Annotated in this window: 19 protein-coding genes; 6 read left to right on the top strand and 13 right to left on the bottom strand. The window is 53.5% G+C overall.

What is annotated here, in order from left to right; genetic code table 11:
- Nucleotide 1 precedes the first annotated feature (1 nt).
- Entirely contained in the window at nucleotides 2–631 is a 630-nt protein-coding gene (locus QYL91_RS13855; RefSeq protein ID WP_302081083.1) for a DUF7437 domain-containing protein, read from the top strand.
- Nucleotides 624–1,169: a PIN domain-containing protein gene (locus tag QYL91_RS13850; RefSeq protein WP_302081082.1), complete on the top strand. Its 546-nt coding sequence runs from the start codon at nucleotides 624–626 to the stop codon at nucleotides 1,167–1,169. Before QYL91_RS13855 ends, QYL91_RS13850 begins: the two co-directional genes overlap by 8 nt.
- Before the next feature lie 79 nt (nucleotides 1,170–1,248).
- Here the strand turns inward: QYL91_RS13850 and QYL91_RS13845 are convergent, their stop codons facing one another.
- From QYL91_RS13845 to QYL91_RS13820, 6 genes are all read right to left on the bottom strand, one after another.
- Nucleotides 1,249–2,313 (bottom strand): HNH endonuclease, encoded by a 1,065-nt coding sequence (locus QYL91_RS13845; RefSeq protein WP_302081081.1) that lies wholly within the window; start codon nucleotides 2,311–2,313, stop codon nucleotides 1,249–1,251.
- 186 nt (nucleotides 2,314–2,499) lie between these two features.
- A complete protein-coding gene (locus tag QYL91_RS13840) occupies nucleotides 2,500–3,168 on the bottom strand; it encodes a 3'-5' exonuclease family protein (protein ID WP_302081080.1) in 669 nt (222 codons plus the stop codon).
- Nucleotides 3,165–4,235: a hypothetical protein gene (locus tag QYL91_RS13835; RefSeq protein ID WP_302081079.1), complete on the bottom strand. Its 1,071-nt coding sequence runs from the start codon at nucleotides 4,233–4,235 to the stop codon at nucleotides 3,165–3,167. Before QYL91_RS13835 ends, QYL91_RS13840 begins: the two co-directional genes overlap by 4 nt.
- A gap of 46 nt (nucleotides 4,236–4,281) precedes the next feature.
- Nucleotides 4,282–5,067, bottom strand: coding sequence for a DUF8168 family protein (locus QYL91_RS13830; protein ID WP_302081078.1), 786 nt, complete (start codon nucleotides 5,065–5,067; stop codon nucleotides 4,282–4,284).
- Nucleotides 5,064–6,014 (bottom strand): hypothetical protein, encoded by a 951-nt coding sequence (locus QYL91_RS13825; protein WP_302081077.1) that lies wholly within the window; start codon nucleotides 6,012–6,014, stop codon nucleotides 5,064–5,066. Before QYL91_RS13825 ends, QYL91_RS13830 begins: the two co-directional genes overlap by 4 nt.
- Complete coding sequence (locus tag QYL91_RS13820) at nucleotides 6,011–6,511, bottom strand: DUF8112 family protein (protein WP_302081076.1); 501 nt, start codon at nucleotides 6,509–6,511, stop codon at nucleotides 6,011–6,013. Before QYL91_RS13820 ends, QYL91_RS13825 begins: the two co-directional genes overlap by 4 nt.
- A 180-nt stretch (nucleotides 6,512–6,691) precedes the next feature.
- On the opposite strand from QYL91_RS13820, the gene QYL91_RS13815 reads away from it, so the two are divergent.
- On the top strand, nucleotides 6,692–6,931 hold the full coding sequence (locus tag QYL91_RS13815; RefSeq protein WP_302081075.1) for a helix-turn-helix domain-containing protein: 240 nt from the start codon (nucleotides 6,692–6,694) through the stop codon (nucleotides 6,929–6,931).
- Nucleotides 6,932–7,259: 328 nt separating this feature from the next.
- On the opposite strand, the gene QYL91_RS13810 is transcribed toward QYL91_RS13815, so the two are convergent.
- Nucleotides 7,260–7,775, bottom strand: coding sequence for an HNH endonuclease family protein (locus QYL91_RS13810; RefSeq protein WP_302081074.1), 516 nt, complete (start codon nucleotides 7,773–7,775; stop codon nucleotides 7,260–7,262).
- Here QYL91_RS13810 and QYL91_RS13805 point away from each other — a divergent pair.
- Nucleotides 7,765–8,757 (top strand): transposase, encoded by a 993-nt coding sequence (locus tag QYL91_RS13805; RefSeq protein WP_302080520.1) that lies wholly within the window; start codon nucleotides 7,765–7,767, stop codon nucleotides 8,755–8,757. The genes QYL91_RS13810 and QYL91_RS13805 overlap by 11 nt on opposite strands.
- Here the strand turns inward: QYL91_RS13805 and QYL91_RS13800 are convergent.
- A complete protein-coding gene (locus tag QYL91_RS13800; protein ID WP_302081073.1) occupies nucleotides 8,752–10,095 on the bottom strand; it encodes a DUF262 domain-containing protein in 1,344 nt (447 codons plus the stop codon). The genes QYL91_RS13805 and QYL91_RS13800 overlap by 6 nt on opposite strands.
- 216 nt (nucleotides 10,096–10,311) lie before the next feature.
- Between QYL91_RS13800 and QYL91_RS13795 the strand changes: the two genes are divergently transcribed.
- Together QYL91_RS13795 and QYL91_RS13790 are read left to right on the top strand one after the other, a co-directional pair.
- Complete coding sequence (locus tag QYL91_RS13795) at nucleotides 10,312–10,785, top strand: hypothetical protein (protein ID WP_302081072.1); 474 nt, start codon at nucleotides 10,312–10,314, stop codon at nucleotides 10,783–10,785.
- Nucleotides 10,782–11,819, top strand: coding sequence for a hypothetical protein (locus QYL91_RS13790; RefSeq protein ID WP_302081071.1), 1,038 nt, complete (start codon nucleotides 10,782–10,784; stop codon nucleotides 11,817–11,819). The genes QYL91_RS13795 and QYL91_RS13790 overlap by 4 nt, the downstream gene beginning before the upstream one ends.
- A 205-nt stretch (nucleotides 11,820–12,024) precedes the next feature.
- Here QYL91_RS13790 and QYL91_RS13785 read toward each other — a convergent pair whose 3' ends face one another.
- The 5 genes from QYL91_RS13785 to QYL91_RS13765 form a co-directional block, all read right to left on the bottom strand.
- A complete protein-coding gene (locus QYL91_RS13785; protein ID WP_302081070.1) occupies nucleotides 12,025–13,986 on the bottom strand; it encodes a phospholipase D-like domain-containing protein in 1,962 nt (653 codons plus the stop codon).
- A 61-nt stretch (nucleotides 13,987–14,047) separates the two neighbouring features.
- Nucleotides 14,048–19,651 (bottom strand): DEAD/DEAH box helicase, encoded by a 5,604-nt coding sequence (locus QYL91_RS13780; RefSeq protein ID WP_302081069.1) that lies wholly within the window; start codon nucleotides 19,649–19,651, stop codon nucleotides 14,048–14,050.
- Nucleotides 19,652–20,422: a hypothetical protein gene (locus tag QYL91_RS13775; RefSeq protein ID WP_302081068.1), complete on the bottom strand. Its 771-nt coding sequence runs from the start codon at nucleotides 20,420–20,422 to the stop codon at nucleotides 19,652–19,654.
- A complete protein-coding gene (locus QYL91_RS13770) occupies nucleotides 20,419–23,484 on the bottom strand; it encodes an NACHT domain-containing protein (RefSeq protein WP_302081067.1) in 3,066 nt (1,021 codons plus the stop codon). Before QYL91_RS13770 ends, QYL91_RS13775 begins: the two co-directional genes overlap by 4 nt.
- Nucleotides 23,477–24,241, bottom strand: coding sequence for a hypothetical protein (locus QYL91_RS13765; RefSeq protein WP_302081066.1), 765 nt, complete (start codon nucleotides 24,239–24,241; stop codon nucleotides 23,477–23,479). Before QYL91_RS13765 ends, QYL91_RS13770 begins: the two co-directional genes overlap by 8 nt.
- Nucleotides 24,242–24,254 lie beyond the last annotated feature (13 nt).

Genomic DNA, 24,254 nt, shown 5'->3' with positions numbered 1-24,254 from the left:
TATGTCGGACGCGTCACCACCCACCAACCCGCCGGATACCGGGCAGTCAGCCCGCCAGTTCTTCGTGTTCCAACAACTGCTCGACACGCCTGAGCTCGCGCGGTTCTACACAGATCTCCTGATTCATTCTCCGACGACGGTTACCGCTGCTCGTGACCGGCAAGGGTTCTCGAAAAGCACCGCGTATAAGTACGCCAACGCGCTGGCCGAGTTAGGCGTCGCAACGGAACTCGACGAGTACGAAAACGGCTCAGCACTCTGGCGTGCTGACCCTGTAAGCGGCAACTGGACGGGTGAAACGACAGTCGAGTTCGGTCCCGTCATCATTGCTGTCTATGGGGCCACCAGTGTTGATGACGATCTCGAACTGTTCGTTGACCGCCACGGCAAGGCAGCACTCGCACCCGCTGTCACGGCGACAATAGAGTACTTAACGGGGAACACAACGCGGCGCGGTGCTGCGGACATCCTCGACGTTCCTGCTGTCGAGGGAATCGCAGTCACGCAGGCAATCGAACGGATTATCGCCGTTGTGGGACCCCACGATCCGACGCTCGACGACGTCACGTTCGATGTAGACATCCACGACCGAGCGCTCGACCAAGCCCCATACCAGCGCAGCGATGAGTGAGCCCCATCCATCGCCATTCCCAACCGCGCTCATCCTCGATACGAGTTTCCTCAGAACACTCGGTGGGACAGACAGTGACCCGTACCAGACGTTCATGCAGTACGTCAAAACGGAAGGCATAGAGCTGTACTTGAGCCGTGGTGTCGTCGAAGAACTCACTGAGCAACACGGTTACATCAGCGTCGATTGGGTTGACCGAGCGGACACGACAGACTGGATCACGCTTGCAGATGAGGTCCAGCCTGGTGTCCGCGTCCACGACGGACCGCGTGCTGGCGAGGTAATGGATCAAGTGCACGAGCGGCTGGCCACGTTCGAGCAGGTAGACCCGGACGAGTTGCGAAAGACGGATTCGGAACTCCCTGCGGTTGCGGTGATGCTCCTCGGCTCAACATCGCACGACTCCATCGGGGTTCTCATGGATGACCGGAACGCCGAGAAAGCGATTACTGGTGTGATCGAGAATACACACTACGAAGGCCGTATCCGCATTCTCGACATCTGGACCGCCATCGAACACATGGAATCTCGTCTGTAGAAACTATCATTGACCCCCGGTCAGCCATGTCCTGTCCCTTGCAGGGAGGAGTACTGAACGAAATCAGACAGACTCCCACTCACAGCGCGTTATCGACCTCCTGAAGCGCGTCAATCGCTCGTTGCAACCGAGCATGCACCTCCTTGTTCGCATCACGCTCACCATGCCCGCCCGGTGCTTGCTGTTCATCACCAGCGTGAGCATCCGAGCCCGACTCGGGAGCCTCTCCAGGTCCCGCCCGCTCCGCCGACTCCGCGGACTGTTCGGCCACCGCATCGAGTCGCTGCTGCTCATCACTGCCCCCCTCAGCAGTGTCACTCGTGACAGCCGACGTGGCCGACCGTGCGCTGTCAGCTGGCCGGCCACCGCGACTGAACGCATCCAGCGGGAAGGCGTATGCACACGCGCGCTTGTGCTTGTGGAACGTCGTGCGGCGCGACACACCAAGCACCTCAATGACGTTACTGCGATCACACCCGCGTTCAAGCGCCTGGCGGACCTGCTCGTCCTCCATCCGCTGCAACAGCAACTGCGGGTCGTCCGGGATGTGCCCGCGCGCCGAATTCTCGATGTGCTCGGTGAGGCCCCACTCCCCAGTCTCGACGTCTTTATCGACGATCTGCTTGTCGCGCGTCTCGACGAGATTGTCCAACCCCATCAAGACCCACAACCGTTCGCGGACCGCCGACACGGACAGATCCGTCGAGACTCCCGAAACGATGTCGCCCGTCCGGGTCGGCCCCTGCTCTGCCAGGTACCGCAGGATCTCGATGTCCTGCGGGAGCAGCACACTCTGGTCTTCCTCCGTGATCTCAACGGGCGAATCCTCCGGCGTAGACTGCTGGTGCAACCAACTGTGACACGACCGGCACAGCAGCGTTAAATTCTCCAAATCGTGCTCATCCATCCCGTCCGGGTCGCGCTCAATGTGGTGGACGTGCAGCGTCGCCAACCCGCCCTGCTCTGGGTCGCGTCGCCCGCACGACTGGCACCGATGCTCGTATTCGCTGAGCACCTCTCGGCGCGTCTCCGGATCGACCGTCTCGTGGCACTCATGCGGGCTTCGCTGCTCCGACCGGGCCTCGTTACTCGCCTCATCGATACCGCTTGCGTCGTCGTGACTTCGTGATTCTGTCTGTGACATTCGTCGTGTGGTGGCTTGGTCAATTGTTCAGCACTCTACCGCGCGCAGAAGCCTGGAGTATCGCTTCAATCCGCGTCCGTGAGTCCTGCGCAGGCACCGGGGGAGACTCACCGCGGATCCGGCGGCACCACCCAATCCCAGACACGAGCCCTCCCCATGACACGCGCAGCCTGCTCCCCGAACATATCACATCGACCTCGTCGGCGTCAATGATTTCACTTGAAATTCGGATTTGCCGCAGTACCGCTCTGCAACGCGCCCGAGTGCCCGCGTCCGCAACACGTCCGCGACGTTATGCAACGCGAGGTCGGTGAAACGGCCCTCTTCGAACGCTGCAACGGCTTCTGCACTCTCTGCGAACGGATCCAAGTCGCCATACGCGCCGTCACACAACACGTCGTACGCGGCCGCGAGATCGCCGTGCTCGTCACCGTTCACCGTCGTGTTGAACCGATCACTAACGAGCGGCATCACGTCGGCGTACGGCACCTCCACGAACGGCCACGCAACGTCCAACTGCGCGAATCGCGTTCGGAGGAACGGTAAATCGAACCCGCCATTCCACCGCTCACCATTATACGCGACCAACAAGACATCCGCATCACACAACCGTTCCTCCACGAACCCAGCTACTGCTGTCAACATCTCCAGCTCAGACGCGTGCGTCGAAACCTTCACCAACGTCTCCGTCGCCTCTTCCACTACCCCCTCGACATCGACCGCTGAGCGCCCGCCAGTCTGCACGAACACGCGCACCCCCATCGGCACCGCGAACCCGACGACCGTCACCGTATCAGCCGCGTCGAACCCCGTCGTCTCAATGTCGAACGCGACCTGCTCAAGCGGGTCCGTCATCGCTCCACGTCACCTCCGGCGCCTGCCTCGTCACGCGCACTTCGGTCGTCATCACTCACAGTGACGCACCCGTCCACGTCACGCGCACTTCGGTCACCACCACTCGCAGTGACGCGCTCCCCGACGTCACGCGCAGTGCCACCATCAGCACTCACAGTGACCCTCTCCCCGACGCGATCCGCGGCAGCAGGCCGTACCCGGAGTTCGCCGAACCCGAACCGCGAGTGCGACCCGACGCGCAACACGCCGTTCACCGCCGTCTCCACCGGGTCACCGCCAGTGTACGCGACGCACTGCCCGTGATCCACCACCCCAAGCGCGTACTCCTCCTCGCCGTCGACGAGCCGCGTTTCCCGCCACCGTAAGTCTGACCGCGACGCGCCCCACCACCACGGCACATCCTGATCATCCGCGCTCGGATGCTCCGTCCTCATCACGTACGGCGACACCACCTCCAGCTCGTAGCCATCCACGTCAGCGAGCCGCGAGTAATCGAGGTCCTCGAGCGTCACCGTCTGCGAATCCGCCACTGACAACTCACCGAACCCGTAATTCCGCCCTCCGCCGACCCGCACCCCATCCAGCACGTCCTCGGCCAGCGGGACGACATCGTCGGCGCCGCCGTCATGCAAGTACGCGTGCACGTACCACTGCACCGACCGGCGCCGATTCCGCTGCCCCGCCGGCTTCCCAAACCAACACGAATCAGCGAACACCTGCCGGTCACCGTACTCCTGGACATCCAACACGTTATGCGCATCCCGTGGTCGTGACTCCAACAACCACCGCTGCGCCGCATCCCGGAACACGAACAAATCAGCGTACGCTTCGACCGGCGGCAACGACTGCCCGAGCTTCCCCGCGTACCCCTCCTCCGAGTGCGCCGACGGGTACTCACCGTACTCCCCCGGCACGAACACGCCATGACTCACCTGCAACTGCTTCCGGACCGCGTCGTCGGCAACCCGTCGAGCAATCGCATTGAACAACGCGTGTCCCGTCACGAAATACGGATGCCCAAAGTACGGCGCCTCCATCTCGAACAACACCTGCTGAATCATGGTCATCGATACCACACCCCTCCGTTTCCACTCCAAAAATTGACAGCACTCGTCACAGCGCATCACCGCCGGCTCCATTCATCGCGTCGACGTAATCCTCAATGAGTTGCAACGCCGCCGACCACGACCGTACGCGCCGCAGCTGCGCATCCAACACGCGCCACAGCCGCTGCCCGTCCACACCGATCGGGAGTTCCGGCAACCGCGACCACACATCAGCGAACGACCGTGCCGGCACCGACCCCAACGTCGCCGCCGGCCGACCACCAGGGTCAGCCGTCACCCGCAACGACACCGGCCCCGCTTCCAGGATCGTCCGGTGTGGTGTCACCGCGGCATCCGAGTCATCAACGACCAGAGACAGCTCGTCGAACGCCGCTCCGCGACGGTAATTCGACAACAACGCCGCCGCCAACAACACATGGTACTTCAACGACGTGTACGGGTAGTACATCGCCTCATTGAACACCGCCGCCGCATCCGACCCAAGCCACGCCGCATGCGCCGCCTCCGCATCCTCGATCGCCACTAAGTCCTCAACGGCATCGCGGAACGCGTCCACGCTCATCTCCTCGGTCACGACCTCCCCGGACAGAAGTGACAGCCGGAATGGCGATTCGTGCGCCGGGAGCGTCTGCTCCGGATCGCCGCGCGGCCGACTCAACAACGCCGCATCCCGATCCGCTCCGCGAGGCACCGGCTCATTCACTCGCTCACCGGCAACAGTCTCCGCCGCACTGCTATGCGACCGCCCACGCAACTTGTGCACATCATGCCGATACACCGCCACCATCGCCGGCGCCTCCGTCTCACCATCCCCCTCAGCTGCTGCCGTCACGACTCATCACCTGATTCAGGCATCGACACATCACCATCACGCGCCGCCACGCGCGCCTGCAACGCCCGCACGAACTCATCCCGACATTCCGACCGCCACACCTCATCCTTCTCCGCCATCGCAGCCGTCTCGTCCTGCGCGCGATTAAACACGCGCCGCACCTCCCGCTCCGTGTACAACGGATTCACCAGCCACGCATCCGCAATCCCCGCGCCGAAATTCCGCGCGCCGCCGACCTGAAATGCGAACTCATCACTATGCGCATCAAGGAACGACACCGCCTCCAGCAATAATCCGACGAACTCCGGCTTCAATTCGCGGAGTGTCAGCTTCCACGTCCCCTCAACATTCCCGAGCACGTCCCGCTCGGCATGCCGGAGCGGCTGCCCGCCATCCTCCTCGTTCCGCGAGCGCACCTGATTCGAGAGTTGCCTGAAGTGCGCCTCCGCCTCACCATCCAGCACGTCCACCTGCCGCCGGATCGGCGAGAACGACACCGGACGACGCAACAACTTCCCCGGCTGGTCGCCGAACCCGCCGAACAAGTCGTAGATCACGCAGCCCGCATTGTGGTCATCCACGCACGCGCCCTTCTCGTGATACCCAGACTCCAAGTCGCGCTCATACGTCTCCGCGCGCATGTAATCCGCATTCGACTCACCCGGATGACACGCCGTCGCGCCCGCAACCTGCACAACCTCCTCACAGCCATGGCGCAGCCAGCCACTCAATGTGAACGGGGAAATCTGCCCCTCAATCTGATTCATCGGATCATCCGCCTCATACCGATCCGCCGACGCATGATGCCGATCAGTGACGATCCCATCACCCGGAGACAGCAGATCGACTTCGAGACCGACATACACGTCCGGAAACAGCATTTCCTCCACCGACCGCGGCACGTCCAGTTCAATGTCAAGGTGAGAATCCACGAACCCCGACGTCATCGCTGCTCACCCCAGAACAACCCGCGAACCACGTCACCATCCGCCCCGTCAGCTCGACGCCGCGCCTCACCCACCGACACACTCACACCGTCACCGCTCGGCACCTTCCGCACCGACTTCGTCGAAGCCCCACTCACCGCTACCACCGCCGGCGCAAGCAACACCGGCCACGACGACTGCGTCGCCACATCAGAACACCACCCAACACGACCTTCAACCACCAACTCACGCGCCCCCAGCGTGAACTCCTTCGGCGGCTCGTGTTTTCCATCACCGCAAATAACATATCCAACCTGAAACATCACCTCCCCAACCGGACAGAACACGTACACAGTAACTATATCACCCTCACAAAAAGAAGAGCCGCACACTTGACACGTCGCGGCCCCTTCCCCGAGCGAAATATTATTAATTTGATATAGTTCTTCAGTTAATTCGTTGTCGACAACTTCTTGATTTGGTAGTGTTGAATCTTTCATGGGTTCGCTCATATCCATTGGGAGAACCCGGCCCGGGTGTCTCCAGCACCCAGGCGTTTCTCAGTATCGGTGCCCCGGAAGGGCCGGGCCTCCATATCCATTATGAGAACTCATATTGGTAAAAGCCTTTCGGAGTCCTCATAATGGGGTGAGGGTATACCGTTAGGACTAATCAGAAAGGTAGTGAATCTCGAACTAATGCCCGACCGTGACGAAGAGACCGGCCGTTATACCGGCGAGTACTCTACTGAGGACTTCCTTAATGCCATCAGCGCCGAGGATGGGCTGGCCGGTACGGGCGATATTGCAGATCGAGTTGGCTGTGCCCACGATACAGCATACAAAAGACTTCAGAGACTGGAGAAAAAGGGGTTAGTCTCCTCCCGTAAAGTAGGGAATACGCTGTTGTGGACGTCTACGAAGATAGATAACGGCTAAATTTCTCATCGAAATCTCCTATCCTACCGTAGTATGCGTATAAAAACAAGGCTCGATAGTATCGATAATCCCAGATAGGAGAGAAACATCTTCTTCAGTGTCTGAGTCAGTGCCACGGACGATCCCAGCTGTCGAGGGAAGAATCAATGTACAGTTGGTCTTGACAATAGCAATTGTGATGCATATTGTGTTCTGGAAAACACTTGGGACACCCAGCACGGGGTTATCGTACTGGTGAGTTGTCTACCAAATGGCGAGTTCTAATAAGCAGACAAGCAACGAAAGAAGCAAAAAGAATTCTGAGGTAATATTTTGCTTCTTCTATTTATTAGAAATCCCAGATTTTTGTAGCAGTCTCTGCTAGCTCTTCGGATCGCTCCTCTATCGTACTAGTATTCCACTCCTGGTAATTGGAGCGGAGATATTCTGTCATTTGGAAATCAGACAGTCTATACTGATCCTTTTTTTGACCAAATGGGTTTGTGCTTGCTTCCTCATTTAGTCTCTCTTCAAGAAGAGTGAGGTTCCCAATTCGGTTTCTATACTGATTTTTATACTCTGCTTCACTTACGTCCAATATTGGCTTCCAGGACTCGTATTTCTCGGCGGAAAGAGCAGACTGCGGAGCAATATGCTCAATATCGACAGATGCCCTATCATATGTTTTCCCTCCACCACTGGAATAGTGCTCCCGTTCAATAGTATCCAGAATATACCTTGTCATGGAATTCCTTGGCGGGCGTGCAGAATAGTTAGCACGGCTCTGCTGGCTGATCAGCGATTCTGGAGGATCGATAGGAACTCTCTCGGAGATGAGGCAGGGACAGTGAGATGTGTCAACCACTACCCTGCCACACCAAGATACGATCACAGAGGTCTTGAAATCACTGGAAACCGAGACAACAGTACTATTCGAACATCTTGATCTCCAGTTTCTCTATGAATTCCCCGTGTTCGCCCCCGATCCGCGGGGGCGAACGCGGGAGTTCCATCCACCTGAACTGTTCCGAGGATTGCTTCACTGCTTCTACAACAGAATCTACGAACCAGAAGCGATGGCTCAAGAACTCGCCAACGATGATGTCTGGCGTGTCTGCGAGTTCGAGCGACCGCCGTCACGGCGGACGATTGGCCGGTTTATCGACGATCTCTCTGGTGTCGTTGAGGAAGTCTTCTCACGAATTCTTCAGCAGGTGCTTGTCCGGGTTGAACTGGGTTCTTGCTTTCGGATTGACGGCACCGATGTCCGGGCGCCTCGCCCGGACGAGGATGCCTCGTGGAACTACGACAGTACAGCTGAGGAGACTTACTACGGCTACGGTTGCTGTCTGGTGACGACCGACAACAACATCCCGATTGCCGCAGAGTTCACAGATGAGAAATCTGTGGACAAGGCGACGGCGAGGCGCATCACACAGGATGCGCTCGCCGTCAAAAAGCCAGTCACGTTCGTTGGTGACGCAGAGTTCGACATGTTGGACTGGCACGACGACCTGATTGAAGCAGGCGTCGTGCCAGTGGTTCCGTACAATCCACGGAACACAAATGATCCACCAGATATCGAGTACCGCATCCAGAAACGAATCAAGGAACATAGCGACACTGTCCGCGTCTGGGAAAAGCAGCTTGACGACACCTACGATAACCGGTCACAGGTCGAAACAGCAATCGGCGTGTGCAAGGATCTCGGCCTCGGGACTCCGCAAGTCCGAGGCCGAGAACGGGCAAAAACTCACGTCTTCGTCGCTCTCTGTCTTCGTTTGGCTGTCGTCATCGCTAACCATGAACGAGGAGGTGACATCGCAAGTCCGATCGTTGAGCTATGAGAACTCTTCTGCACGCCCGCCATTCCTTTTAAATCCTGAGCTAGCAAACTTTGCTTCAAATTCGTCATCCGAAGGTGCCTCATCTTTAAGTCTCCTCCTAATTGTGTCAACAGCATCATCTTCATCAAACGCGTTGGAACAAAGATCAGAAAATATCCGATCAAGAGTCGCCCCTGTTGTGAGATCGGCTACTCTCCATCGAGTCATAAATGATTCAAGCAACCTCAAAACCTCAAGCATCTTCGTAGAGTCATCAAACTCTTCGAATGAACGAAGAATCAGTGTGCGAGAATGAGAGGATTCAATATCATTTAAATTCCGAAGTCGTGCATTGACTTTCTTCGACTGTTTCCCATTATATTTATCAGTTGACTCATCAATCATCCCCATATAAACATCAGAGGTATTAACCATTTCATCAATATAGTCCGTCAATGGTATGTTTTGGGAAGGAAGTATATCATTTATTATATTACTAAATTTGTCATATAGGGTCCTTGAAGATACGTTCCCAGAAATGTCTGGGCTTTTACGAGACATGATGAAATGACGGAAGAATCTATTGGGATGGTCTATTTGATGAACTACGTTTTCTAATAGATGTTCCCACTGACTCCGAATATCCTTGTATTCAGTACTGTTACTCCCTCCGGGATACCTTTCAGTCGCTGTTTGGAGTAGAGAATTCTTCATAAGATCTACAGCAGACAACTCCATACCGCGGTTATTCAATGTTTCAAATAGCCGAAATGCTGATCCAGCACTATTGCATTCCACAATAACAACTGTCATTTGCTTAGATAATTTTCCCCTAATCTGATCCAATTCATCTAAGGTATAATCGGAGAGTTTCCCTTCAAAGAACTCTAAGGCCTCAAGAAGCCTAGAATCGGCATCAATTGCACCTTCGCGTTCTTCAAGAATGTTTTCATAATCGTTTCCATCAAACGTACTTAGTGATAATTTTGGTTCTTTATTATTATTATCATCTCTTTCATAGAGGTATTCGTCATTAATTAGCTCTATAATTTCATCTGGGTCTCCATTTTCTTCATATTGGGAACGCATAGCGCAAAGAAGAATTGAAATTGTCGTGAGTCTCTGCTGACCATCCACGACTTCAAGTTCATTTAATTTATTGAATGAGGTGCTGTGTTTTATAAGAACAATTGAGCCAAGGAAGTGAGTACTATCTTGGGGAATCGAATTTAAGTCTGTCCAAAAATCAGTCCATTGCTCTTTTTTCCAAGAGTAGGGACGCTGATAATCCGGAACAGTATAAGTACTCTTATCAGAGAATGCCTTTTGAACAGTACTTTCAGACGCGTCGATGTTCATGCCGTCCATCAAGAACTTGTTTGGATGTCACCGTAATATATCATCCGGCATTCAATATGGGGAATTTTCATATTCCTGTCCGTCCAGCCTCTGAAGGATAGATGGTTATTAGAGACAAGAAATCGATTATAGACAGGACACACTCTCAACAGTCTTGATGCCTGCAACTGCCAACTTTTGCCTAGAGTTATTTTCCCGGGCCTTGACTTGCCGTCGATGAAACGCACCTGGGTCACGACCAGTAGTACGAACGTGGAAGCAGTCATAAATCCACTCATTGCGGCTTGTAACGATGGTTTTGTGCCAACTGACCTCTATCTCATTGAGACGCCCGCGGTCAGCGAGCAAATGGCAGAAGTCAAAGAACTCTCAAAGACGATTATTGAGGCCTATAACGGAGAAACTCCCTCAATTGAGGCAACTCAGCTGAAGGAAGAAGCCGACTTCGACGGGATACATGACCATGTCAAAGGAGCGATCAAAGAGACAAAAGACGCCGGCGGAGAAGTCGCCGTCGACGTGACCCCAGGTCGGAAATTCATGACTGCGTTCGCGTTTGCTGCTGGCATGCGTTATGGGGCTGACCGCGTCCACTATCTATATCTTGATCGCCGTGAGTACGGCTACCTGTATCCTGAACTTCCACGGACGTCCATCGAACTGTATGACTTCACGGAGGTGATGGCGTGAAACTCACTCGTCGTAGAATCACGGTCTTGCTCAATGCACTATACGATGAAGGTATCACCGATATCACGGTCGAGCATCCCTCTGAAGAGATCGGGGAACTGCTCCGGGTAGATATCGAGGACATGGATGAAGCGACCGTGCGCTTCACTTCCAATCGAGAGGACTTCACGCAGGCTTGCGCCGATATCGATCGCAAGTACGGACCACCAGCGAGTCATGATATTCCGGATCCGAACTCCTACGTCTGGGCCTGTTTGGCTGGTGGACTTTTGAATATCGGCAACAGAGCGGAGCTTAATGACTTCCTTGACCGGTTCGGTTCTCCGAATCTCAATGCTGGCCATCCACCCGTCGTTGCTGGGTTTGATACAAATTTAATGCCCTGGCGGATCTGGAGTGTTCTCGGACTTGACGGTGGGTACAGTCCGTATCGCGGTGAGTGGCCGATAGTCAACGGATTCACTCTCGCAACGGGTGTACGCGACGAGTTAGACTGGGACCACAAGCACAACAACACTCGGCCGCTTGAGAAAGCGTTCGGCGATGAGTTCGATCGATTTCTCGGCCAACCGACCGCGTCGAACAGAGAAGGGCGGCTTGGCGAGATCCACTATCGGCAACTTCGAGACCTCCAGTACGCTGACGAGATCGAATGTGACACCGGGGACGATGAGATCGTTGATGGTTACGACCGTTATCAACGATCCGGTCGGAAGGATGTACTCCTGTTCAGCAACGATCGAAACTTCGTTGAGCGCGCGCGAAGCCACACTATCAGAGCTCACCATGTAGACTTTCCGCGCGAGTTCCCACGAAAGACAACGGGCTCCTGGACGGCTATTCGGGATACGCTGTATATGCTTACAATATTGTTTGGCGTTATCAAAATCCCCAAAGCGACGTTATACGGTGTCTGGAGCGGAAAGACAGGGAAAGACTGGCACGACGAGGCAATTGATGTCGAGTGTCGAAGCCCCCGTATCGAACCGAATCTCAAGCGGGATACAGCCATTCTCGATCAGTTTCACTCATAATTCTTGTGAGGACAAAACCAGACTATGAGAGGTCTCTGGCTTGTTCTTGCTGATTTTGCGCCGCGAGGTCGATTATAATGTGGATCGAAAGTTGTTCGTTTTGAATGTCCCTTCAAAGTCTACACAGACGAAAATAGCACCCGCGGGCCGCGAAATGTGGTTCACGCTCGTACTTCGCAATCAGCCAAAAACTACTCCCGTGAACCTAAGGCCGATACACCTTGGGGTAAAATTCGAAGTTCGTCTTCCCAGTAAACACCGACTCGTCGATAGCGTCCGGTTTGGCGACTTCCCAAATAAGGTCAAAGTAGTCGATTGCCGTCTGGATTACCTCAGGATGGCGGGTATGGATCCCAGCTTCCGGATTGTAGTAGAAACTGTTCTCCATGAGGTTGGCACTTCCTGCCAGAACAGCGCCATCGTTCGCGTCCCCCGCGACGAATAGCTTGGCGTGAACACCCGTCTCTGAGACAAACGCATCACCTTCGTTATCGATTTCATCCCGTTTGTGCTTGCGGAGTTGGGTATGATCTTTGAACCTCTTGTAGCGGGTGTAGGTCCGGAGTTCGAGATTTCCCCGAGTATCGCCAATTCGGGTCAGGAAATTCTTTTTGATTTTAGACCAGTCATCCGGGTCAGGTAACCGAATCAGCAATTGAATTTGCACATCATTGGCGAGCAATCGTTGGAAAAGTGCGGTATATTCCTTTATGCTGAAATTCATCCATGGTGTCATCACCCGGAGCCGTGGCGGAACAGATTCTTCTTCAAGGGGTTGGGCACAAATCTCCCGGACCTTATCCGCGAACGACACCGCATCGTGGGGTTGATTCGTTCTCCATTCCCTGATGCGCTCGATCTCGTCTGCGAGATGGGGGCTTTCCCCGACGTACCCTTCGATTTCGTACTCGTCAGCATGGTACATCGGATCGAACATGGAGAATATGAACTCAATAGGCGCCGTGGTGGTCTCGTCCAATCGGGACGCACCCGCGGCTAGCAGGTCAGTTCGCTGATCTGTCCAAGCACCATCCAAGGCTTCCGAAAGCTGGCGTGCAGTAGTAGCGATCCCAATTGCACGGTCATGCTCACTCTCGACGTAGGCCTCGTAGGCTGAAACCGCATCAGGAGCGGTCGGACCAGTGTACGACTCCTCGAATCTCAACAACTCTTCTTCAAGCGAAACATCGAAGCCTGCATCGGAAAGTCGACGATGTAACTCGAACTTGTCGGTGTCTAACTCGACGTCAAGAAGCCACTCAACTGCCACCGGACAGCTATGCTGGCTGGCAACCGCACAAACCGCTGCTGCTCGGTCAGTGATCGGCCACTCTGGTGACTCGACCGGGGCCTCAGGCCGAGATAAACCGGTAGTTCGGCGGAGTCGTTTTGCCCGGCCAGTGAAGGTGTTTGCCAATTCTTCGAACACTACCTGGGACTCTTCATCGAACAGCTCATCCACAAAATCCGAGACGCGGCTGTCACCAGCATACACAGGGAGGCTCCCCTGGATGTTTGTCGGGCCGTTTTCGACGGGTGTGACCCCGAACGATTCAAGCAGTCGCGGGACGGCCGTCTCAACCCTCGAAATATTATGAGCCTCGCACAATCGTGCGAGGATTGCCCAGCACGCCTCAGAGGTCGTCAGGTTGCGACTACCATGCACTCTCCGTATGATCTTTCGGTCAAACTGCAACCCCTCCATCGTAGCTCGCAGTACCCCGAGCGTCCTCAGGATGTTAATATCTTGCTGCGAAGCGATCGACTGTGCATCTCGTCGGGATAACACTACCGCAGTCTCGTCTTCCGCATCCTCATCGTACTCCTGGGCTGTTCGCAGGAGTCGCATTACACCCCCTTCCTCCTCGTAGGCGGCTCCCAGAACGAACTGCTTGGCCGTCGCCGTCGTAGCGTGTTGTGCGAGACGTCGAGTCGTCGGGGTAAACCATTCTTCGACAATCTTTCCGAGTGCATCAGTGTACGTCTCCCAGTCAACGGAATGGTTGGTTACGTACACGGTGATGTCGTAGTAGCGACGGAGATCAGCCCACGCCTCGTCCGATTCGGTGATGGTCGCATTATTGTAGAGCAGAAGACTCTCCGGCGTGAGTCCCCAGTATTGGCCAGCCGAGTGAGCCTGGAGTGCGTCTGGAAGGTCAGCAATCATCTGTGTCCAAAGAAAGTGGTAGATCCCTTGAAATCAACGGCTGGAGAGACTCCTGTGACAATCAGTCGTCTGCAACGATCTCAATGTCATCTGGGGTTGCTGTCAGTCCGTCCACAATAGCCAGCATATCTTCCTTGTTGAAGGTCCGTTCATCGTTGCGTTCGTCACACCCATACTGGTAAACACACTCTGGGCAACCCGCAGCACAGTCACAGCCACTAATGTTCTCCTCCATGACTTTCAGAGCATCTTCGAGTTGCCGCAAGCCCGCATCAGATTGATCAAATAGGAGCTTCGTCACTCCGTTGCCACCAATAGTGCCCTCGAAGATGAACGCCTCAGAATCACCGTCGTTAAACGATTCATCAAGACTGCGAATTTCTATTCCACCGATCCGCTGAAGTGCAAGTCTGAACCCATGAACTAGAGTGTGAAGTGTCTCCGGCGAAACTCGACGGTCGATTGCTTTCAACCGCAATCCCTTGGTTTGGAATGTACGACCGACCATCACGTCTTGTTGTGCCGACTGATTGTGTTTAGGATCCCGAAGGCAGACCTGATCTTCATCTTTCTGCTGGACGACCACACTGTTGCAGTGGCTCTCACGACAAAGGGTCAACGGCTGGTCTCCCGGATCGCGTGCACCGCCATTATAAGACGTACTGTATGAGCTAACCGTTTCGATAATCTCTAGACCACCGTGTTCGATCGTAACCAGACTCTCACCGGACGCAGATTGAAGGGTTAATTTCTGACTGGGCTTGAATTCCTCTACGGTCGTCTCAACGTTGGCATACGTACTCTGAGGATTTGTGTGGTAATCTGAGAGCGGATATATTTCGTTCGCTCTCGCGGCCTCGAACTGCCTGGATTTATCGGAGAGCTCGACTCGCTTGAGGGAAATTGGTTCAATGGTTCTAACAGCATCTGTTTCACCACATTCTGGACATCCGGCCTGTCCTTCATAGCGACCTTCGAAGCCACACGCCTCACAAAAGAGGCGTTTTTCCCCAAGTCGCTTCTTGAGCGCGCGCGTCTCTTCGGTATCCTCATGGACTCGCGTGGTGACGTACCCCCTTTTACTCTTCAAACTGTAGGAGTAGGGATGGAGTTCACGCAGCGCCATGGATTCATCACGATCCCAGTTGGAGTCCTGGGTTGCTCTCGTCTCACCGCTGTCAGAGTCGTAGACGTGGCGAGTCACAGAGACATTATTCCCGAAGGCTCGCATCTGAGGGACATAAGCTGAGCGGTTCGATTGCTGGTGGATGTCCGAGAGTGTCGCTTCCTTGTACTCATCGAGTAAGTCTTCGAGTGTTCTGATTTGCGAGCGGACCCGTTCGAGTTTTCGCTGAGCCTCCTCCGTATCGTCTTGGCCGTCATCCTCATCCCATCCCCAGTCATCCTCGTCCTCAACGACTTCTCGGAGATCGGCTTTGTTGTCCTCGAGTTCTTCGAGTTCCTCTTTAATATCGGATTTGTACTCTTTGGCAAAGGTCACGAGCCGGTGGCCGAACTGCTCGATCGTTTCGTCGATAATGTCGCGAAACTCACGGCGGGCAACCCTAAGTTCCTCCGTGCTCTCGCAATTGTCACAAGTCCCACTAACATCAGCGTCGAACATGTGCCCACACTGTTGGCAATACGCGTAGTCCAGCAAATCCTCAAGCCAAGCACGGACACCCTCGTCTTGCGTCGCGATTTGCTTCAGAACTGCCAAACATTTCCCGTCCGTGACCTCCTGGATGTTTCGGTAGTAGATGCTCGTGAACGATTCGAATTCACTCGATGCCTGTTCGCTAGGGCTTTCCTTCTTGAAACGGTCCCACTCGTTCGGTGCAGGTGGAGTAATTTTGGTTCCCTCAATCTCGTCAGCTTTCTTCCAGGGTATCGCATAGTACGCTGCGATGTAATCCATGATCGCCCACGTAAGTGCAGACTTGAGCACATGTTCGTTGTGCTGGTTCAGCGGAACCGGTTTCTCCTCAGACTCGATAAGCTCGTCCGGCCGTTTGTGGTAATAAAAGTCAATCGGGTTTCGCTTACTGATCGTCGTCACGAGTGATTTCCCACTCGACCGGCCTGCACGCCCGATGCGCTGGAGATATGCATTCGTGTTCGGTGGCGTTCCCAGCAGAAGAAGACTGTTTAGGTCACCGATGTCGATCCCAATTTCCATCGCAGGCCCCGTTGAGAGGAAGTTTGGCGTGGCGTTGCGCTTAAATTCGTGTTCTATCCGTCGGCGTTCGTCTGCCTGTTGATCTCCCTTGTATACCTGGCTGAGCAACATCCGAGCCCCAGTTCCGGCAGCCCAATAAGCGGTCCGCGTGAAATGTGGGGACGAAAGATCGGCCCGCTCCTCGTACGAACTCGTGAAGTCAATAGCATGTTCGTAGTTTTTCTCTGGGGTCACCTCGGCTTTGAGATCACTAACGAACTGGTCCACTTCGTGGAGGTACCGCATGGGCTGATTGTCATCAACGAATCGAACCTCGATTGTCTCCGGATCAAAGGAAACACGATCACTCTGGTCGCTGACTTGGATGATCCCGCGATCCTGCAAATTGCTAATCGTCTCGGTCGGATTCTCGAGACCTCTATCGTCTCGGAGTGATTCAATGAGGCGATCTTGATCCTGACGGTTCCCCTCGAACAATTCCTGACAAACGTGTCGTTCAGCGTCTGTCTTCGGTCGCTTTTTTAATCCGACGTCGAGTAACCCGTCATTGACTAGCCGGCCATACTCACGGCCAAAGTCTCCGTTGAACAATCGGTAACTACCCTGAATTAGTTGGCCAGTGATGGTGTGGCGCCATTCGATATAACCGATGACGTCATTGATGATGTCATCCTTGTTTTCGAAGACATCCCAGTACTCACGGGCCTGCTGGATCGTGTCATCAAGTACATCTTTGAGCGTCGCTCGACGCTCGTCAGCCATGTATGAGAGAAGAACCTGTTGGATGAACAGTAGGCGCTCCGGCTCATCGAAGTCATTGGCCAATCGTTCCATATCGCGGTAGGAATCGGCAAACGACATGAGTTTGGCCTGGCGCTGTGATGCCGACTCCGCATCCGCCAGTCGCCGAAGCATAAACTGGCTCATGGTAACCCCCGTGTTTATTGGTGACCGCATCAACGTGTCGTAGTCTCGGTAGGGGTGATAGCATGGAACGGCGTGCCGGCCTTTCGAGGGTGTTTCGAGCCGAACGTTTCCACTTGTGTCGAGGTAAGCCACACGGAGGTTGAACGACTTCTGGACCCGTTCGACGGCATCGTCATCGTGGATTGCACACCCAGTTCCGGCTAAATAGTAGACATCTGAGCGATCAGCGTTGCATTCGTGGCAGTAGTCTGCTTCCTGTGTATCGAGATAACCTTGTAAAACAAAGGTACTGGTATTACACTCACATCCCTCGGTTGGCGGCGTTGGGCCGTGCTTCGCTCCGTGTTCCTCATTGGCGCATATCCACGGGAGGACGAGTTTGGGAACTAGGTGACTGTCACAGTCCGCGCAAGAGAGTCCATCCTGTGACTGCCCATGGAGAGAGCACTCTGGATCAGAGCACTCGTAAGAAACGTCATCTTCGAGTTCTAATCCGCCTCCACAGTGGTAACAGTCGCTCGCTGACCGGTCAACGGTCGCCCCGCAGTCGGGATTCTTGCAGACAATCCCGTCGGCAGTTCGGGTGAGTGCTCCGCCACACTGCTGACAGTCTCCAAGCGCCTCCGATGGATGGGCCTCTCGTCCGCACTCAGTGCATTCATAATCTGGTGTCCAGTATACGCGAGTCAGTGTTCCATGATTCTCGTGGGCACACTCTGGTTCATCGGCGTAGAGATACTCACCTTCTGTTTCCTGTGTTACCGGTCTCACGTCGCCGCAGTCGGGACAGTACCAACCTTCGTAGACTTGTTCACCACACTTGTTACAGAGCCGGATTTTGGTGACGTAACGACTGTGCTCACCCTCTTCTCCACAGTCACAGGACTGGGGTTTCGCGTAGATCTTGTGGCAGTGAAGGCATTTGTAGTAACCGTCCACTGGCCAGTTGAACACATGAATCCGAACTTCATACCCAGCGAGTTCGAATAGCTCAAGTGCGTTCTGAGCGACGCGGCGAGCGGTCTCCTCGTCGCCGACTGAGGCGTAAGTATTGTGAATATATTCCACGAAATCCGCTGCGCGTGGTGCGTCGGGAAGTCCATACTCTTCGTCACTGGGTTGCTGAAGTGCCTGGTGAAGGTGGACAAGATAACCCAGAGACCCCCTCTTTGCTGCTAGTTCTAGAACTGCACCCGGGCCACGACCGTATTGTGGGTCAACGTCTAGGTCCGCAATCCATCCATGGGTCCGTGGATCTTCGCCCTCTCGCCAACGTTCAAGATCGTCTTCAACAGTCTCGGCATCCAGTTGTGCTGTCCGCATGAACTCCGGGAGTGTCCCTGGTGGCATTCGATCAGTCTCTTCAGTATCATCATCGAATCCCACCTCTTCTTCGATAACTTTGTATGGGTCGCCACGGCGAATTCCGAAGAGTCGTTGGAACAATTCTTCCTTCTGGCCAATGGTTGCGCTTGCGGCGATGAGTCGCAACGGATCCTCCACACCTCGCGAATCTCGGAGCTTTCTGAGTCGCTTCACCAACATCGACGCGTGGGCACCGAACAGCCCCTGGTAGGTGTGGACCTCGTCAAACACAAGGAATTTGGGCTGATCGACAAACAGATTGTGGGCATTGCGATCGTTGATGTTAAACAATCGATAGTTGATGGCGTCCGGGTTTGTTAGTAGTATGTCGGGCTGTTCCTCTTCGATCCGATCTCGAGTCAAGTGCACGAATCGGAGGAACTCACCACCATAGCCGCCCCTCGCCTTGAGATAGTACTCCTGCCCGTCTTTTTTAACATGGAGGTTAGGTGCTTCGTTTTCCCGAATCGAGTCACTTTCAGCGAGTTCGTCGGCGATCCGATCTGGGAGTTCGAAGTATTCGAACGAGTCTTCAAGATACTTATGAGTGCTCTTACCGTCTTTTCGGTGCCCACGCCTCGGCGTGTCACCGTCGTATACCCCGATAGTGATATACTCGTCTTCAGCAAGGCTGGATTTCCGGTTGACAAACCAGAGATACTCTATGAATCGTTTGAGTTGGTCTTGGGCAAGTGCTTTTGTTGGATATGTCAACAGCGCCTTGATACTCTTCGGTGCCACCCCATCAATCCGATTTTGCTTCGCACGCAAGATATACTGCATAATCGGAATGAACCAGGATTCAGTCTTTCCACGCCCGGTCCCTGCCGCTATAAGTGCGTGGTTGTCGTCAGAAAGCCACTCAATGGCTTCTTCCTGGTGCACCTGTAGATTTTCGAACCCTTCGGCTTCGAACGCGTCGATTAACGGCTTTTCTAACCCATTTGGTGCAAACTCCCCCTCAACCTGATTGGCGAAGTCGGCCCACGAGGTGTCACTCCAGGCGGCTGATGCGACCCCTTGGAGGTACGGCCCCTTCGAACGGATGAACGCTTGTTCGGTGGTTTCGTCCTCATCGTGAGCAAAGTTCTCCAGCAGTCCTTGATAGCCACGCTGATTGTTTCCAATGAGGTAGTTCGCGTAGTTCTGTTGGGCGTGTTTTCCGAGTTCGATCGGATTAAATTCAGATGTCATTTAATTATCCTCCTGGAACTGAATTGTGAGTAGTTGACTGAACTCTGAGAGGTTCTTGAGGTCTCTGAGCACGGTCTCGTCAATCTCAGCCAGCGTTACTCTCTTGTTTTTCAGCAGTTTCTTGAGCTCTGCCATTGATTCATCGCCAATATTGTACTCATCTTGGACTCCTCCAAAACTGATCTCAACATCCTCGTATGCCGCCGCCAACTCTGCGTACCGCGCTGCCGGTTTTTTGCCTAGATTCCCGTTTTTGTGTTTTTGAAGGAAACTCTGGAATTCTTCGATAGTTTTCTCGTCATCATCAGACCCGATATCTGGGATTCTCAACACCGTTCGCTTTGTCGCCAACTCGTCTAAGAACTCTCCGCATCGGCTCTCAATACTCTGTTGGATGTCCTGTTGCCGCTCATCTAACTTGTTGTGCCGAGTGCTGAAACCCCGCTCCAGTTCGCGGATTTCCTCAGCATCAGCGAACTCCTCGAAATCTTTCTTCGTGAACTGACGAAGGTCGCGCTCTATACCGGCCTCTATTTTTTCAAGTGCTTCTGATTTGTACTGCACCTCCATCTTATCGGCTAATGATTGCCACTTGGAAACAGTCTTGTAATCGCTCTGAAAAGCCACCAGTTCCGACTTGAGACTCCGTAAAGCGTCATTTTTCCGTTCGGCTTTCCGACGACGTTCCTCTATTTCATCAACATCGTTGGCCAACTCATCTATACGTTCTTGACGAGTATTGATGCTATCAACTCTCTCAACGATACTCATCTTGTTCCCTCCATTTCCTCTAATAACCCGTTAGCTGTGTTTTGACAGTCTGAAAGTGGTTGGGTGTCGATATCGATCTGTATTTTATCTTCAAGTTTGTTCACCTCTCGCTCAAGATCACTGTCTAAATCATCTAAATCCGTCAGCAAGTCATCAAGATTATTATAGTATTCGCTGTACTTACCGTATTTGACCTGAGCGACGTCATAGTATACACTGAAGAATTCCCAGACAGTGGACACTTCACTCAATTTGTCAGTGATGGCCCCAAGCTGCTTCAACGTTTGCTCGTACCGTTCCTGCTGATCGTCATCAAGGCCCTGGAAGTTCGTTATCGATTCCGGTGGATGTGTACTTGGCAAATGATCGTACGCGCTTTCTATTTCTGATAAACCAATTTCGTCGAACGAATCTATTGGAGCGTAGAAACTATGGAGGTTAGAGAATGTCCCCTTCAGTCCGTGTATTTTCTCTCGATACTGTTCGTCTTCATAATATTCCTTGAGTGATCGGGCGTGAGACCGGATCCCAAAGTGAGTTGGCTCTGTGAGAAAGTCCTTGAGGTCAATCGCATCGCTTCGTGTTGGGCCTAATTTAAATCCAGTAATCCCAGAGGACATTTGACCGACTGCTGCACAGAGTTCGTGCGGCGAGGTGGCGTCGACGTGGGATTTGAGGCGCTCATAATCAATCATATTCGCTCGGAGATGGAACCGCGCGTGGAATAATCCAAGAAGCGACTCGCCGTAATCCTCAAGATCCCCTATCTTGACATCCAGATTTCTTGGTTTTGCGGACCTAAGGAAGTTATTCATATCAACCGGTTGTGCAAGCGCTTTTGCCGAGAACTCATCCCCGTTTCCGGTAAAGATATTCAAGAGATACTTGCCAAGCAAAGCTGTTTTGTCAATGTCAGATCCGAACTCGTCTCTAATATCCGTCTCCAGGCCAGTTCGAAGTTCCTCGACAGCGTCGTCGGCCCACGTTCGGAGTTGGTGAGCGTTCACTGCTCCATTTTGGATATGCTCTTCGGTCGTACTTTCGTCATAAATTCCTAGACGAAGGAGGTCTTTCAACAAAGATTCCGGGAGATCACGACTAAGCACCACCTTACGGTAATCTGGTTCATCTCCATTATCGATGTGTATGGGAACTTTCCTACCACCTTTACTCCACCAGAATGCGGCGGCATTGCTAGATCGGCACTCCTCTCTCACGAGGCTCGTCGGGTGTTTGTAGAAGAATCGGATTGCCTGCTCGGCACCATCTTCGATATGTGATGTCTTGTTAAATTCGGACCCTTCTCCCCGCCAATCAAGTAGATCCTGTAGCCGCTTTTCGTATAGACCTCTCTTCCCACCGATAGGCTTCTTGTGAGACGGGTTCTCAGTACAGATCCAGTACTCATCGCTCTTCTCCATTCGTGCACCGCAGTCATCACATGTCGTGTCGCAGTTGCGACAGACGAGCGCACCACTTTCGGTGTTCTCCATCGGAGCACTACACTCTGGACAGAGGTTTGAATCACCAACTGTCAGCGGCCCTTTGCCATCACTCTCGATTCCAAACACCTCTGGAATCTGTGGATTGACACGCTGAACGCCTTCTTCCTTTTCTTCCGTTCCGTACCATTTCAAAATATTCCGGTCAGCGCCCTTATAGTCGGCCGTGATCATACAACGGACCTTTCCAAGGGTATCCAGTATTTCCGCATGTTGAAATGGTGGCTTGTCATTATCAAGCAATCCTTCAAGCACGAACTTCAGGAAGACCCGTGGAGTTTGTTTGCGCTGATCGTCTTCTTGGAGGTTCTCGTAGATTCGGGTCAAAAACTCCTCGTTGAAAGGGTACAGTCCATCTCCGAATACGTCGTTAAGTTCGTCGTTTGAAAGCCCGGGGCCAGGAGTAAACTCTCTATCAGATTCTTCTTTGATTGCGTCCAGATATGTCCGTGCAAGCTCAATGTAGACTCCTTCCTGTTCGAGGAACAGTGTTTTCGACCCTTCCTCAGTCTGCTCGGTAAGAGTAACCCGGGCAGAGATGCGGTCATTAATCGTATCCTGTGATGCGATATCTGCACGCCGACCCTCAACGAGCTTCTGTTCCATACCTGTCGTCACACCAATAATGACATCCCAGTTCGAGGCTCCTAAATCGGAGAAGAATGATAGGATTTCATGCTGGAAAATTGTGAAGCCAGTGAGATCTTCTATTATGAGGACCGGGCGTTCGTTGCGCTCCTGAAAGCGCTGGTTGATTTGTCGGAGGGTTTCTTTTAAATCCCCAACAAATAGCATATCTTTTATTGCTTCCTTTGCTTGTCGAGTGATAATGTCGAACAACTCCTCCGAGGCAGATGCATCCTGTTGACCCCGTTCTTCTCTGACTGCTGGGTACTTTTCCAATAAGTCTGAGATCGTCGCCTGAGAGATTGGTTCGAACTCGAGCTCTGACTCTGGGTCGTCAAAGGAGTCGACGTATTCTTCAAGATTCTCTCGAATCGTCTCTCGGAACTGCTCGTCTTCCACGAGTTCAACTACTGCATCGCCTTTTTCGAAAGCGACGGTGATGGTTCCGATCGTTTTTTCGAAGACGCCCGACGGAGGTAAATTGGCAAGCTGCTTTGCTTCATCGAGATCTTCATCCTCGAGATAGTCTGCAAGACGACCTAGAACTTCGCGGGGTTCTCGAACCTGGCGTGGAATGTGGATCGGTACATGCGTGAACTCAGAATCGTCTGATTCGGCTCGGTCTTGAAGTTTGTACTGAAGCCACTGGCAGAGTTCTGACTTACCACTTCCAGATTCGCCAACAACGAAGAACATCCGGTTGTCATCCTTAAGATCGGACGCAATCACCCCGTTTCTAAACGCTTGCTCATCAATATAATCCTCATCAAATCCAGGGACGTTATTATTGCGGGTGACCCTAATCCGGCGGATTGGGACATGGGTTTTTTCGAACCGCTCGCGGCTCTTTTGCTGTGACTCCTGTGTGAGGTATGTTTGAATAGCCTCGTGCGTCCAATTTTTAGGATACTGGATGTTGTATGTTTCACTCATTCGTCATCACCTCGATAGCGCTATAGCTTGTCCCGCCGATGTCCACACTCTGGCCAATGTCGCTGACCGTTTGCAACAATACGTCGTTCGTCTCTTGAAGTGAGAGTAGCGTCTGTTCAAAATACGGGGCAACGTCCCTCCCTTCGCCTAGCACAGGAAGATATCGTTCGTCGATGTCGGTTACCACCGACGCCGTCGACGCAGTTCCTTCTCCTGCCACGTCGGTGAGCATGCGGAGCGTTAGATCGCGGCTTGGACCAATCAAGAGGTTCGACTTCTCGCCGTTGATCTCCTTTAGAACTCCTAGTTCCGCCATAACACGGGACCAGTACCTGAGCTTCTGCTTATTCCAGTTGGCATTCGGCACCCTATCGCTCATTTCGTCCAGAAGCTCCCCACCACTATCAGCGAGCGTCTCAGTCTGTTCTGCTAGGTACTCAAGCACCTCGTTGTATGCAGCATCTTCGCCGTCTGCTGACCGTATCCCAGATAATAGGGAAAGACGGGAGTCGTCGAACGCTGCTGCCGTAGAAGTCAGTTCGTAGCCATCACTGGTCTCGTGTATCTGGTCAGTCTCAATCAAAAACTCAATGGCGTCTTCAAGCGGTTTCCGTTGATCAGACGTTTGTGGGTTCGATCCGTCCCCCGGAAAATACGCGTTAATGAGTGCGTCCCTGTTTATCGGTCCGTCGTCTGATACTGTTTTTCGAATTGTCAATACATCTGCCCCGGTAACATTACGGATTAGTATGGTCATTTATCAAAACGCG

Source organism: Salinibaculum rarum (genome assembly GCF_030505615.1).
GTDB lineage: Archaea > Halobacteriota > Halobacteria > Halobacteriales > Haloarculaceae > Salinibaculum > Salinibaculum rarum.
Note: the sequence above shows the minus strand (reverse complement) of the source record. Positions and strands in the feature narration are given on the sequence as shown.

What these genes read in the sequence shown, in the direction of transcription:
- QYL91_RS13820 (WP_302081076.1), bottom strand. Translation starts at nt 6,511, where the DNA reads ATGGATATGAGCGAACCCATGAAAGATTCAACACTACCAAATCAAGAA.
- QYL91_RS13800 (WP_302081073.1), bottom strand. Translation starts at nt 10,095, where the DNA reads ATGAACATCGACGCGTCTGAAAGTACTGTTCAAAAGGCATTCTCTGAT.
- QYL91_RS13840 (WP_302081080.1), bottom strand. Translation starts at nt 3,168, where the DNA reads ATGACGGACCCGCTTGAGCAGGTCGCGTTCGACATTGAGACGACGGGG.
- QYL91_RS13835 (WP_302081079.1), bottom strand. Translation starts at nt 4,235, where the DNA reads ATGACCATGATTCAGCAGGTGTTGTTCGAGATGGAGGCGCCGTACTTT.
- QYL91_RS13770 (WP_302081067.1), bottom strand. Translation starts at nt 23,484, where the DNA reads ATGAGTGAAACATACAACATCCAGTATCCTAAAAATTGGACGCACGAG.
- QYL91_RS13765 (WP_302081066.1), bottom strand. Translation starts at nt 24,241, where the DNA reads ATGACCATACTAATCCGTAATGTTACCGGGGCAGATGTATTGACAATT.
- QYL91_RS13855 (WP_302081083.1), top strand. Translation starts at nt 2, where the DNA reads ATGTCGGACGCGTCACCACCCACCAACCCGCCGGATACCGGGCAGTCA.
- QYL91_RS13825 (WP_302081077.1), bottom strand. Translation starts at nt 6,014, where the DNA reads ATGACGTCGGGGTTCGTGGATTCTCACCTTGACATTGAACTGGACGTG.
- QYL91_RS13780 (WP_302081069.1), bottom strand. Translation starts at nt 19,651, where the DNA reads ATGACATCTGAATTTAATCCGATCGAACTCGGAAAACACGCCCAACAG.
- QYL91_RS13795 (WP_302081072.1), top strand. Translation starts at nt 10,312, where the DNA reads ATGAAACGCACCTGGGTCACGACCAGTAGTACGAACGTGGAAGCAGTC.
- QYL91_RS13845 (WP_302081081.1), bottom strand. Translation starts at nt 2,313, where the DNA reads ATGTCACAGACAGAATCACGAAGTCACGACGACGCAAGCGGTATCGAT.
- QYL91_RS13850 (WP_302081082.1), top strand. Translation starts at nt 624, where the DNA reads ATGAGTGAGCCCCATCCATCGCCATTCCCAACCGCGCTCATCCTCGAT.
- QYL91_RS13775 (WP_302081068.1), bottom strand. Translation starts at nt 20,422, where the DNA reads ATGAGTATCGTTGAGAGAGTTGATAGCATCAATACTCGTCAAGAACGT.
- QYL91_RS13785 (WP_302081070.1), bottom strand. Translation starts at nt 13,986, where the DNA reads ATGATTGCTGACCTTCCAGACGCACTCCAGGCTCACTCGGCTGGCCAA.
- QYL91_RS13815 (WP_302081075.1), top strand. Translation starts at nt 6,692, where the DNA reads ATGCCCGACCGTGACGAAGAGACCGGCCGTTATACCGGCGAGTACTCT.